11 protein-coding genes are annotated in these 11,823 nt (G+C 70.5%); 8 read left to right on the top strand and 3 right to left on the bottom strand.

Annotation, left to right across the window (positions count from 1 at the left end):
* The 3 genes from AB8A24_RS41680 to AB8A24_RS41670 all read left to right on the top strand — a co-directional run.
* A partial coding sequence (locus AB8A24_RS41680; protein ID WP_369479101.1) for an AIM24 family protein occupies window positions 1-888 on the top strand: 888 nt, incomplete at its 5' end.
* A 20-nt stretch (window positions 889-908) separates the two neighbouring features.
* The gene (locus AB8A24_RS41675; protein ID WP_266384777.1) at window positions 909-1,589 is read left to right on the top strand and encodes an AIM24 family protein; all 681 of its coding nucleotides are present in this window, start codon (window positions 909-911) and stop codon (window positions 1,587-1,589) included.
* A gap of 17 nt (window positions 1,590-1,606) precedes the next feature.
* Window positions 1,607-2,362, top strand: coding sequence for an AIM24 family protein (locus AB8A24_RS41670; RefSeq protein ID WP_328961770.1), 756 nt, complete (start codon window positions 1,607-1,609; stop codon window positions 2,360-2,362).
* 97 nt (window positions 2,363-2,459) lie between these two features.
* Here the strand turns inward: AB8A24_RS41670 and AB8A24_RS41665 are convergent, their stop codons facing one another.
* Window positions 2,460-2,990, bottom strand: a complete 531-nt coding sequence (locus tag AB8A24_RS41665; RefSeq protein WP_328961769.1) for an NUDIX hydrolase — start codon at window positions 2,988-2,990, stop codon at window positions 2,460-2,462.
* On the bottom strand, window positions 2,987-4,393 hold the full coding sequence (locus tag AB8A24_RS41660; RefSeq protein WP_266380225.1) for a zinc-dependent metalloprotease: 1,407 nt from the start codon (window positions 4,391-4,393) through the stop codon (window positions 2,987-2,989). Before AB8A24_RS41660 ends, AB8A24_RS41665 begins: the two co-directional genes overlap by 4 nt.
* Window positions 4,394-4,585: 192 nt before the next feature.
* Between AB8A24_RS41660 and AB8A24_RS41655 the strand changes: the two genes are divergently transcribed.
* The 4 genes from AB8A24_RS41655 (at window position 4,586) to AB8A24_RS41640 (ending at window position 8,086) form a co-directional block, all read left to right on the top strand.
* Window positions 4,586-5,752: an SDR family oxidoreductase gene (locus tag AB8A24_RS41655; RefSeq protein ID WP_328961768.1), complete on the top strand. Its 1,167-nt coding sequence runs from the start codon at window positions 4,586-4,588 to the stop codon at window positions 5,750-5,752.
* Between the two features lie 143 nt (window positions 5,753-5,895).
* Window positions 5,896-6,357 carry a molybdenum cofactor biosynthesis protein MoaE gene (locus tag AB8A24_RS41650; RefSeq protein ID WP_301366576.1) on the top strand — a complete coding sequence of 154 codons (462 nt, stop codon included), beginning with the start codon at window positions 5,896-5,898 and terminating at the stop codon, window positions 6,355-6,357.
* A gap of 291 nt (window positions 6,358-6,648) precedes the next feature.
* The gene (locus AB8A24_RS41645; protein ID WP_033218606.1) at window positions 6,649-6,864 is read left to right on the top strand and encodes a hypothetical protein; all 216 of its coding nucleotides are present in this window, start codon (window positions 6,649-6,651) and stop codon (window positions 6,862-6,864) included.
* 136 nt (window positions 6,865-7,000) lie between these two features.
* Complete coding sequence (locus tag AB8A24_RS41640) at window positions 7,001-8,086, top strand: PDZ domain-containing protein (RefSeq protein WP_328961767.1); 1,086 nt, start codon at window positions 7,001-7,003, stop codon at window positions 8,084-8,086.
* A gap of 36 nt (window positions 8,087-8,122) precedes the next feature.
* On the opposite strand, the gene AB8A24_RS41635 is transcribed toward AB8A24_RS41640, so the two are convergent.
* Window positions 8,123-8,692, bottom strand: a complete 570-nt coding sequence (locus AB8A24_RS41635; protein ID WP_266380215.1) for a PPA1309 family protein — start codon at window positions 8,690-8,692, stop codon at window positions 8,123-8,125.
* A gap of 130 nt (window positions 8,693-8,822) precedes the next feature.
* On the opposite strand from AB8A24_RS41635, the gene AB8A24_RS41630 reads away from it, so the two are divergent.
* Complete coding sequence (locus AB8A24_RS41630) at window positions 8,823-11,702, top strand: UPF0182 family protein (RefSeq protein WP_328965858.1); 2,880 nt, start codon at window positions 8,823-8,825, stop codon at window positions 11,700-11,702.
* The last annotated feature ends 121 nt before the right edge of the window (window positions 11,703-11,823 follow it).

Here is an 11,823-nt window from a genome sequence, read left to right as displayed (position 1 = left end):
GCTGCGGCGGCTGCGGCGGTTGGCCGTACGGGGCGGGGGCCGGCGGGGCGAGCGGGGCGGCCGCCGCAGCCCTCGTACGGCCAGGTCCCCGGACAGGTGCCGGGCCAGTACCCCGGTCAGGTCCCGCCGCCCGCCCCGGCCCCCGCCCCCTACGGGCAGCAGCCGGGCCACGGCCAGGTCCCCGGCCAGCAGCCGGGCTACGCCCCGCAGGGCGTACCCGCCGCCGGTGCGGGCCTCGCCGCCGCGCTCCAGCCGTACAAGGAAGCCCCCACGGGCACCCGCTGGACCCCGCAGAACCAGCAGCTCATGCGCGTCGACCTCGCGATGGGCGGCCAGGCCGTCCTCGCCCGCCAGGGCAGCATGGTCCTGTACCAGGGCAAGGTCGACTTCAGCTACAAGGGCGCGGGCTTCGCCGGCCGCATCGTCGGCAACGCCACCGGCCAGGAGATGCAGCTCATGCGCTGCACCGGCCGCGGTCAGGTCTTCCTCGCGGAGAACGGCGCCCACCTGCACGCCATCGAGCTCCAGGGCGACGGGATCTGCGTCTCCGCCGAGGCCGTCCTCGCCTTCGACGAGTCGCTCCAGCACGAGGTGCGCCGCATCGAGGGCCACGGCATCCCCGGCGGCGCCCTGTTCACCATGCAGTTCCAGGGCACCGGCACGGTCATCGTCAAGACGCACGGCGTCCCGGTGGTCCTGCCCGTCACCCCGACCACCTTCGCGGACAGCAACGCCATCGTCGCGTGGTCCTCCGCCTCGCAGGTGATCATTTCCAGTCAGGTCCGGCTGCGGCGCAACGCCTACCCCGGCCACAGCGGGGAGACCGTGAACCTCCAGTTCCGTGGCGCTCCCGGCAACTTCATCGTCGTCCAGCCGTACGAGGTCTGAGGGAGCCCGACATGAACGCAATGAATCAGCAACTCGCGGGCTTCGCCCCGACCCCTGTCACGGCCCGCATGGAGAACCACGGCCGGGCCATGCTCAAGGTCGCCATGCAGAGCGGCCAGGACCTGTTCGCCCGCACCGGCTCGATGGTCGCCTACGAGGGCTTCGTCCAGTACGAGCCCAACCCGCCGGCCGTCCGTCAGATGGCCTCGCAGTGGATCACCGGCGAAGGTGCCCCGCTGATGAAGTGCACCGGTGACGGCCTGCTCTACCTGGCCGACTACGGCGCCGACGTGGTCGTCATCAACCTCAACAACGACTCGCTCTCGGTCAACGGCACCAACCTGCTGGCCTTCGACGCCCACCTCCAGTGGGGCGTCGAGCGGGTCAAGGGTCTCGCCAAGTTCGCCGGCCAGGGCCTGTTCAACGTGCAGGTCGCGGGCACCGGGTGGGTCGCCCTGACCTCCCGCGGCACCCCGATCGTGGTCGACTGCGGTCGCGGCGAGGACGAGACGTACGTCGACCCCGACGCACTCGTCGCCTGGTCGCCGAATCTCAAGGTCAAGGGCAAGCGCAGCTTCAAGGCCTCGTCGATGATCGGCCGGGGCAGCGGGGAGGCCTACCAGATGGCCTTCTCAGGCCAGGGCATCGTCGTCGTACAGCCCAGCGAGGACAGCACCGACCGGCTCCGGGCCCGGGGCTGAGGGGGAGCGGACACATCATGCAGAGCGCACTTTTCGCCCACGCCGAGGCGCAGTCCCAGGAGCGGTACGCCATCCAGAACCCGCAGCTGCTGCGGGTCTCGCTGACGGGCTCCGACGACGTACTCGCCCGTAAGGGCGCGATGGTCGCCTACCAGGGACTCATCGACTTCGACGGCGAGTACCAGAGCACCGGCCAGCGGGGCGCCCGCCGGCGCACCGGCGAGGGCCTGGACCTCATGCGCTGCTCCGGGCAGGGCACGGTCTACCTGGCCAACCTGGCCCAGTACGTGCACGTCGTGGACGTGGACCAGGACGGCCTCACGGTCGACAGCAACTATGTGCTGGCCCTGGACTCCACCCTGCACACCGAGGTCATCGCGGTGGACAGCCAGTACGGGATCTCCGGCTCGGGCAAGTACCAGCTCAACATCTCCGGCCGCGGCAAGGTCGCGCTGATGACCTCCGGTCAGCCGCTGATGATGCACGTCACGCCCGACAAGTACGTCAATGTCGACGCGGACGCGATCGTCGCCTGGTCCACCTCGCTCCGGGTCCAGATGCAGGCCCAGACGCACTCCAGCGGGGTGTGGCGGCGCCGCGGCAACACCGGCGAGGGCTGGGAGCTGAGCTTCCTCGGCACCGGCTTCGCGCTGGTGCAGCCCAGCGAGGTGCTGCCGCCGCAGAACGCCCAGCTCGGCCAGGGCGTCGCCGCGCAGTTCGGCATGGGCCAGCACGGCTCGCACGCGCAGAACCAGAACAACGCCTGGAACTGACGGTTCCCGGCACGGCGAAGGGGCGGCCCCACCCGGGACCGCCCCTTCGCCACGTCCGCGTCGAAGCGTCGGCGTCGAAGCGTCGGCGTCGGCGCGCTCAGCCGCCGAGCCGCGCCAAGGTCGCCTCCAGCAGCCGTACGACGGACGTGTCGGCCACCGCCGCCACCTCCTCGTACGGGAACCAGCGCAGGTCCAAGGACTCCTCGCTGATCTCCGCCACCGCGCCGGCCGGGGCCAGCGCCGCGTACTGCACGTCCAGGTGCCAGTTGCACGGCGCCGGGATCGGATGCCGGTCCAGGCGCACCGGGCCGCCCTCGAGCAGCGTCAGCCCCGACGCGATGCCCGACTCCTCACCGGCCTCGCGCAGCGCCACCTCGGCGAGGGTCCGGTCGCCGGCCTCGCAGTGCCCGCCCATCTGCAGCCACATGCCGAGCTTCTTGTGCAGGGTCAGCAGTACGCGGCCCCGCGCCGGGTCGATCACCAGCGCGCTGCCCGTGACGTGCCCGGCCTCGCAGGGCTTGTAGACCCCGTCCGGGTGGGTCGCCAGGTGCTCCAGGTACAGATCGCGCAGCTCCGTCTGGTCCTCGTACGCCTTCAGTACGAGGACCGCGTCTTCGTGCAGGCTCACTTCTTCTCGTCGCCGTCCTGTTCGCGCTTCTCGGCGGCCTCGCCGAGCATCTTGTCGATCTCGGAGAAGTCCAGCTGCTCGCGGTGCACGAAGCCGTCCGGGTCGTCCAGGTCGGACGCCGTCGGCAGCATGTCCGGGTGCTCCCACAGGCCGTCACGGCCGTCCACCCCGCGCGCGTCCGTGAGCGAGGCCCACAGCCGCGAGGCGTCGCGCAGCCGGCGCGGGCGCAGCTCCAGGCCGATCAGCGTCGCGAAGGTCTGCTCCGCCGGGCCGCCCGAGGCGCGCCGCCGGCGCATGGTCTCGCGCATCGCGTCCGCCGAGGTCAGCCGGGGCTTGGCGGCCTCGTGCACGACCGCGTCGACCCAGCCCTCGACCAGCGCGAGCGCCGTCTCCAGGCGGGCCAGGGCGGCCTTCTGCTCGGGGGTGTCCTGCGGCTGGAACATGCCGCCCTGGAGCGCTTCCTGCAGCTGCTCCGGGTTGGACGGGTCCAGCTGGCCGACGACGTCCTCCAGCTTCGAGGTGTCGACCTTGATGCCGCGGGCGTAGCCCTCGACCGCGCCGAACAGGTGCGAGCGCAGCCACGGCACGTGGGCGAAGAGCCGGGCGTGGGCCGCCTCGCGCAGGGCCAGGTAGAGCCGCACCTCGTCCGAGGGCACGCCCAGGTCCTTGCCGAAGCTCTCGATGTTCAGCGGCAGCAGCGCGGCCTTCCCGGCCGGACCCAGCGGCAGGCCGATGTCCGTGGAGCCGACGACCTCGCCCGCGAGGGTGCCGACGGCCTGGCCGATCTGCTGGCCGAACATGGCGCCGCCCATGGAGCGCATCATGCCGAGCAGCGGGCCCGCCATGGCCTGCATCTCCTCGGGCAGCACGCCGCCCATGGCCGCGCCGACCCGCTCCGCGACCGGGTCCACGAGCTCCTTCCACACCGGGAGGGTCGCCTCGACCCACTCGGCGCGGCTCCACGCCACGGCCGTGGTGGCGCCCGAGGGCAGCGAGGTCACCCCGTCCAGCCAGTGGTCGGCGAGGCGCACGGCCTCCTCGACGGCGGACTTCTCCGCGACGCCGACGCTCGTGTCCTTCACGCCGTCCGCGGTGCCCTGCGCGACGGTCTGGCGGGCGATGTCCTTGGCCATGTCCCAGTTCACGGGACCGCCCTCGTAGCTCAGCATCTGGCCGAGCTGCTGGAAGGCGGCACCGAGGTCGTTCGGGTTCATCGAACCGAACATCGCGGCGAACGGGTTGTCCGCTCCGGGAGCGCCCGCCCCGCCCGGCAGACCCATGCCGGGGAACCCGAAGGGATTCGCCGGGCCGCCCTGGCCGCCCTGGTTGCCCTTCTTCTTGCCTTCGTCGCCGTCTTCCGGCTCCTCCGGCGGAAGGCCGAATCCGAATGGGGTGTCGCTCACGGGTTTCCTCGGCTCGTAGGGCCGCCGGCGGGAGCCGACGGGCAATGGTCCGACAACACCACCCAGCGTAGACACCGCGGCCGCATCCGGGCTCGGTGCTCCGCCGACTCCTGGGCTGCGGCAGGATGGACATCACCTGGTGGGTACGCGTCACGGCGCGTCCCTACTGAAGACAACCGCTGGAGACGCCCGGTGAGTTCCCCAGATCCGCAGTTTCGCGCGATGCCCGACGACGAAAACAGCTCCGAGCACGGTGACAGCGCCCCCGGCGTTCGCCGGCCGCGAAACCCGGAGGGTATTCGCCGGCACAGCCCGGTGATCGCCGTGACCGGCGCCGCCTCGGGAGTCGGCGCGGCCCTCGTGAGCCGGCTGGCCGCCTCCGAGGAGGTCAAGCAGGTCGTCGCGATCGACGAGCGACGCGGGGACTGCGCGGCCGCGCAATGGCACATCCTCGACGTACGGGACCCCGCGATCGCCGAGAAACTGCGCGGCGCGGACGTCGTGGTCCACCTCGCGCTGGACCTCGACCTGGAGACCGACCCGGCCGCCCGTACGGCGTACAACGTACGCGGCACCCAGACCGTCCTGACGGCCGCCGCCGCGGCCGGCGTGCACCGGGTCGTGCTCTGCACCTCGGCGATGGTCTACGGGGCCCTGCCGGACAACGACATCCCGCTGTCCGAGGACTCCGAGCTGCGCGCCACCGCCGAGGCGACCGGGGTCGGCGACCTCCTGGAGATCGAGCGCCTGGGCCGCCGCGCCCCGCGCGCGCACCCCGGCCTGAACGTCACCGTGATCCGCCCGGCCGTCCTGGTCGGCGGCACCGACACCGCTCTGACCCGGTACTTCGAGTCCCCGCGGCTGCTCGTGGTCGCGGGATCCCGCCCCACCTGGCAGTTCTGCCACGTGGACGACCTGGTCAGCGCCCTGGAGTACGCCGCCCTGGAGAAGGTCGAGGGCGAGCTGGCCGTCGGCTGCGAGGGGTGGCTGGAGCAGGAGGAGGTCGAGGAGCTGAGCGGCATCCGCCGCATGGAGCTCCCCTCCGCGGTCGCCCTGGGAGCCGCGGCCCGGCTGCACCGGATCGGCCTGACCCCGTCCCCGGCCGGGGACCTCGCCTACACGATGCACCCGTGGGTGGTCAGCGTCAGCGGGCTGCACGCGGCGGGCTGGCGGCCGCGCTGGACCAACGAGGAGGTGCTCGCCGAGCTCCTCCAGGAGGTCTCGGGCCGGCACACGGTCGCGGGCCGCAGGCTGGGCCGCAGGGACGCCGCCACGGCCGCCGGTGCGGCCGGCGCGACGGTGGCCCTGCTGGGCGCGGCCGCGGCGGTCCGCCTGGCGCGCAAGCGGCGCGGGATCTGACCGGCGCGGCCCCGCGGGTGCCGTCCGGCCGGGCGGACCGCGGGGTTCCGCGGGCCCGCCCTGTAGGAGGCTCCCAAGGCGCCGCCCGCGCCCCGGGCGAATCTGCTATTTCGCCGTGTCAGCGGCTAGGGCACGATGAAGACATGGCACCGCACTTCGACCACCCCGGTGAGCAGGCCGCCTCGGACCCGATCCGGCTGCTCCAGATCCGCGAGACCCCCCTGTCGATCGACGAGGTCTTCCAGGCCGTCGGCGACGACGCGTCGGGCGGTACGACGCTTTTCGTCGGCACGGTGCGCAACCACGACAGCGGGGCGGACGTCGACTCGCTCGGCTACTCCTGCCATCCGACCGCCGAGGCCGAGATGCGCCGCGTGGCCGAGCGCGTCGTGGCCAAGTTCCCCGTCCGCGCCCTGGCGGCCGTGCACCGCGTCGGTGACCTGGCCGTGGGCGACCTGGCCGTCGTCGTCGCCGTGTCCTGCCCGCACCGCGGCGAGGCCTTCGAGGCCGCCCGGATGCTGATCGACGACCTCAAGCACGAGGTCCCGATCTGGAAGCACCAGACCTTCAGCGACGGCACCGAGGAATGGGTCGGCGCCTGCTGAGGCCCGGGTCGCGCGGGATTGCCGGGCGGAGTCCGGCACGGCCGGGCGAAGCCCGTGAGGCGCTCCGGCGCCGAGCGGTGCGAGTCGGGCCTTCAAGGAGGGTGACCTTCAGCGACGGCACCGAGGAATGGGTCGGCGCCTGCTGAACCCCCGGTCGCGGAGCGCCACCCGGAAGGCGGTAGCCTCGCACCCGTTCGGCCGCGCAACACGCCCTCGATTTGCGTAACCCCCCCACGGGCACGAGCGTTGAAGCCACCAACGAAACGTACTTCGGGGTAGGGAGGCAGGCCCATGGCGTCTTTGGCGTGGTTGCTGATTCCGCTGTTCGCCGCGATCGGAGCGGCGATATGGGGCAGCTGGGCGGCACGCGACCGCACGCAGGGTGACATATCCGAGCTCGCGGGTTACGCACGCTTCCGCGAAGCCATGGCCAATGCCGATCAGGCCAGAGTGAAGGCCGACGCCCATTCCGCTCCGTCCGCCCACTCCGCCTCCGACGCCGTCTGACGCCGCATGACGCTCCGCGTCCGGCCCGCTCCGGTCCGCCGCCGTCGGTGAGATTCCGCTGAGAGTTTCGCGTGCGGACCCCGTACGGACCGGCCCCGAGGGCCGTCCGTCAGGGCCGTCCCGTACTGTCGGATCCATGCCACGCCGCACCGCGACGATGCTCGCTTCCACCCTGGTGCTGTTCGCGCTGCTCTGCGCAGGGGTGTTCATCAAGGTCCCGTACTCCGAGATGAGCCCCGGCCCGACCGTGAACACGCTCGGGGACTCGCACGGCGCGCCCGTCCTCAACATCGCGGGACGCAAGACGTACCCGACCAGCGGCCACCTCAACATGACCACGGTCCGCGTCACCGGTGCGGACTACGACATGAGCCTGGTGGAAGCGGTCTACGGGTGGCTGGCCGGCGACAACATCGTCGTCCCGCACGAGAACCTCTACCCGAACGGGAAGACCGAGGCGGAGTCCACCCAGGAGAACGCCGAGGAGTTCAGCCAGTCGCAGCAGAGCGCCAAGGTGGCGGCCCTGAAGCAGCTCGGCATCCCGGTCACCGCCCGGGTGATCGTCTCCACCGTGGTCAAGGCCAGCCCCTCCGAGGGCAAGCTGCACGCCGGTGACGTGATCAAGTCCGTGGACGGCGCAGCGGTCACCGCACCCGAGGACGTGGCCAAGCTCGTCACCCTGCACAAGCCCGGCGAGCCGGTGGAGTTCACCATCGTGCCCGCCAAGGAGGCGACCGAGGCGGCGAAGGCCGGCAACGAGAACCCCGCCACCACGAAGGTGACGATCACCGCGGGCAAGGCGGAGGGCGACGGTCACGCCATCGTCGGCATCCGGGCGGGCACCGACCACACCTTCCCGTTCACGATCGACATCAAGCTCGCCGACGTCGGCGGCCCGAGCGCCGGGCTGATGTTCGCCCTGGGCATCGTCGACAAGCTGAACCCGGAGGACCTGACCGGCGGCAAGTTCGTCGCGGGCACCGGCACCATCACCGACGAGGGCAAGGTCGGACCCATCGGCGGCATCCAGATGAAGACCATCGGCGCCCGCCAGGCCGGTGCCGAGTACTTCCTGACGCCCGCCGAGAACTGCGCCTCCGCCGCCTCCCACGTGCCCGACGGGCTGACCCTGGTCAAGGTCTCCACCATCGGCGACGCCACGAAGGCACTGGAGAAGATCAGCAAGGGGGACACGGCCGGGCTGCCGAGCTGCAAGCCCTGACCGCTCCGTCCCCTGACGGCTCCGTACCCCGGCGCCCTACGAGAAGGTCGCCGCCAAGGCCTCGGCCAGTCCGGGCACCAGGCCCGCACCGGTGAGGACCTCGGTCGAGGCGTCCTTCTCGCGCAGCCGTACGGCGGACTCCCGCGAGCCGTCGCGCAGCACGGCCACGGTGAGGCGGACCTCCTGCCGCTCCGGGTGCCCGGCGACCCACTTCGACAGCTGCTTGTCGTTCAGTCCCTCCGGTACGGAGGCCTCCGCGGACGGCGGCAGCATCAGCCGCTCCACCGTCAGCGCACAGCCGACGACGGCGTCGGGCCAGGCGATGGTGCCGAGGAACTTGTCGAGCGGGGTCCCCTTGGGGACCTCGTCCTGCTCGATGGGGGTGAGGGAGGACTTGCCGGCGTCGTCCTGGTCGAGACCGAGCTGGCTCGCCAGCCGCGGCTCCTGCTTCTTGAGCCGGGCGGTGTCGACGAGGGCGAAGAGCCGTGCGGGCTTGTCCCAGCCGAGGCCGGCCGCGTACTCGTCGATCTCGAGGCAGGCGCGGGTCAGCGGACTGGCCGCCATGGGGGTGCCGGGGGACGGCGAAAGGTTGGACATGGGCAACATCCTGCCTCCTTTCCATCGATTACCGGGAACTGACCAAAGCCTCAGTAAGTTGCATGAGTGGGCTCTACGATCGGGGGCCCGTTCATTACCAGACTCAGCGACTTTCGAGGTGCGCACCTTGGCTTTCCAGATGCCGGACCGCGGCGGAGGCCCTTCCGGGCCACGGATGAGAGTCGGCCGCCCCTCCCGGCGGTCCCGAACTCTCCTGATGACCTTGGGCGTGCTGGCCGTCCTGGCCATGCTCTTCATCATGTTCGCGGGCTTCTGGACTGACTGGCTCTGGTTCCGCTCCGTGAAGTACTCCACCGTCTTCACCACCACTCTGTGGACCAAGATCGGCCTCTTCGCCGTGTTCGGTCTGCTGATGGCCGGTGCCGTCGGTTTCAACATCTGGCTGGCGCACCGGCTGCGGCCGCCGCTCAGCGCGATGTCGATGGAACAGCAGAGCCTCGACCGTTACCGGATGAGCATCGCCCCTTACAAGAAGTGGCTGCTGCTGGGCATCGCCGTGCTCGTCGGCCTGATCGCGGGCGCCTCGGCGGCCGGCCAGTGGAAGACCTGGCTCATGTACGTGAACGGGGTGGCCTTCGGTACGAAGGACCCGCAGTTCCACATGGACGTGTCCTTCTACACCTTCGACCTGCCCTGGTACCGCTTCCTGCTCGGCTTCGGCTTCGCCGCCGTCGTGCTGTCGGTGATCGCCGCGGCCGTCGTGCACTACCTGTACGGCGGACTGCGCGTGACCAGCCCGGGCGCCCGGGCCACCGCCGCCGCCACCGGGCACCTGTCGGTGCTGCTCGGCCTGTTCGTCACGCTCAAGGCGATCGCCTACTGGCTCGACCGGTACGGGCTCGCCGTGAAGTCCAGCGACTTCAAGGCCGCCGACAACTGGACGGGCCTGCGCTACGTCGACGCGAACGCCTACCTGCCGGCGAAGACGATCCTCGTCGCCATCGCCGCGATCTGCGCCGTGCTGTTCTTCGCGACGCTGTGGCGTCGCACCTGGCAGCTGCCGGTCATCGGCTTCGGCCTGATGGTGCTCTCGGCGATCCTGATCGGCGGGCTCTACCCGGCGATCGTGCAGAAGTTCCAGGTCCAGCCGAACGAGCAGGCCAAGGAATCCCCGTACGTCCAGAAGAACATCAAGGCCACCCGCGACGCCTACGGCATCGCCGGCGCCGAGGTCTCGGACTACCCGGGCGTCCCGCAGACGGAGGACCGGACCAAGCTGCGTCCGCAGGCCGACACCACGGCCAGCATCCGCATCCTCGACCCGAACATCGTCTCGCCGGCCTTCCAGCAGCTCCAGCAGGTCAAGGGCTACTACGCCTTCCCGTCCACGCTCGCCGTGGACCGGTACAGCGGCCAGGACACGGTCATCGGGCTGCGCGAGCTGAACATCGGCGGCATCCCGAAGAACAACTGGATCAACGACCACTTCAAGTACACGCACGGTTACGGCGTGGTCGCGGCCAAGGGCACCACCGTGAAGGAGGGCGCTCCCGACTTCACCCAGTCCGACCTGCCCTCCAAGGGCGTGTTCGGGACGGACTTCGAGCAGCGCATCTACTACGGCGAGCAGACGAAGCAGTACTCGATCGTCGGCGGGCCGCAGAAGGAGCTCGACTACTCGGACGACAAGGGCGAGAAGGAGACGAGCTACAAGGGCGACTCCGGCGTCAACCTCGACAACCCGGTCAACCGGGCCGCTTACGCGCTGACCTTCAACGAGCCGCAGATCCTCTACTCGGGCGCCATCGGCGACGGCTCGCGGATCCTCTACAACCGCACGCCCAAGCAGCGCGTCGAGGCCGTCGCCCCCTGGCTGACCATCGACGGTGCGCCCTACCCGGCCGTGATCGACGGCCGGATCAAGTGGATCGTCGACGCGTACACGACCACCAACGGTTACCCGTACGCCTCGCGCACCACGCTGGGCCAGAGCACCGCGGACTCGCTGACCAACAGCCAGCGCGCGGTGGTCGCCCAGGAGAACCAGGTCAACTACATCCGTAACTCGGTGAAGGCCACCGTCGACGCGTACGACGGCTCGGTGGACCTGTACCAGTGGGACACCCAGGACCCGGTCCTGAAGACCTGGATGAAGGCGTTCCCGGGCACGGTCAAGCCCAAGGCCGACATCGCCAAGCCGCTCATGGACCACCTCCGGTACCCGCAGGACCTCTTCAAGGTCCAGCGCGAGCTGCTGACCCGCTACCACGTCACCAACCCGCAGACCTTCCTCAGCGGCAGTGAGGCGTGGGCGGTCCCGGACGACCCGACGACCAAGGCCGGTACGGCCGTTCCGCCGTACTACCTGTCGATGAAGATGCCGGACCAGAAGGAGAAGGACCAGGTCTTCTCGCTCACCACGACGTTCACGCCGAACGAGCGGCCCAACCTGAGTGCCTTCATGGCGGTCAACGCCGATCCGGGAACCCTGGAGTACGGCAAGATCCGCATTCTGAAGATGCCGACCAGCAAGCCGCCGGACGGCCCGAGCCAGGTGCAGAGCAAGTTCCAGTCGGAACCGAAGATCGCCGAATCCATCCGCCTGCTGCGCGGTGGTGACTCGGAGATCGAGTACGGCAACCTGCTCGCGGTGCCGCTCGACGGCGGGATGCTCTACGTGGAGCCGGTCTACGTCCGCAGCTCCACGCTCAAGTACCCGCTGCTGCGTAAGGTGCTGGTGACCTACGGCAACCAGACCGCCTTCGAGGACACCCTGGAGAAGGCGCTGAACGTGGTCTTCGGGGCCGAGGCGCCGACCGTTCCGGTACCCCCGGCCCAACCGCCGGGCGACGGCACGGTCACGCCGCCGAAGGTCCAGGACCCCACGGTCAAGGCGGCCCTCGGCGACGCGCAGAAGGCCATCGAGGACGCCGAGAAGGCCCGGCAGGCCGGCGACTGGGCGGCCTTCGGCAAGGCCCAGGACGAGATCAAGGCGGCGCTGGAGCGGGCGATCGCGGCCGAGGCGAAGGCCGCGACACCCGCGCCATCGGGTCAGTGATCAATGGGTAATGGTTCCACCCCGTGTCGTGATACTGTGGTTTCACCGACGCGGGGTGGAGCAGCTCGGTAGCTCGCTGGGCTCATAACCCAGAGGTCGCAGGTTCAAATCCTGTCCCCGC

It is taken from the genome of Streptomyces sp. BF23-19, assembly GCF_041106355.1.
GTDB lineage: Bacteria > Actinomycetota > Actinomycetes > Streptomycetales > Streptomycetaceae > Streptomyces > Streptomyces virginiae_A.
This window is presented reverse-complemented; position numbering and strand designations above follow the sequence as displayed.

Coding starts and splice junctions, on each gene's coding strand:
- AB8A24_RS41645 (WP_033218606.1), top strand. CDS start 6,649: ATGGCGTCTTTGGCGTGGTTGCTGATTCCGCTGTTCGCCGCGATCGGA.
- AB8A24_RS41675 (WP_266384777.1), top strand. CDS start 909: ATGAATCAGCAACTCGCGGGCTTCGCCCCGACCCCTGTCACGGCCCGC.
- AB8A24_RS41630 (WP_328965858.1), top strand. CDS start 8,823: ATGCCGGACCGCGGCGGAGGCCCTTCCGGGCCACGGATGAGAGTCGGC.
- AB8A24_RS41670 (WP_328961770.1), top strand. CDS start 1,607: ATGCAGAGCGCACTTTTCGCCCACGCCGAGGCGCAGTCCCAGGAGCGG.
- AB8A24_RS41640 (WP_328961767.1), top strand. CDS start 7,001: ATGCCACGCCGCACCGCGACGATGCTCGCTTCCACCCTGGTGCTGTTC.
- AB8A24_RS41650 (WP_301366576.1), top strand. CDS start 5,896: ATGGCACCGCACTTCGACCACCCCGGTGAGCAGGCCGCCTCGGACCCG.
- AB8A24_RS41635 (WP_266380215.1), bottom strand. CDS start 8,692: ATGTTGCCCATGTCCAACCTTTCGCCGTCCCCCGGCACCCCCATGGCG.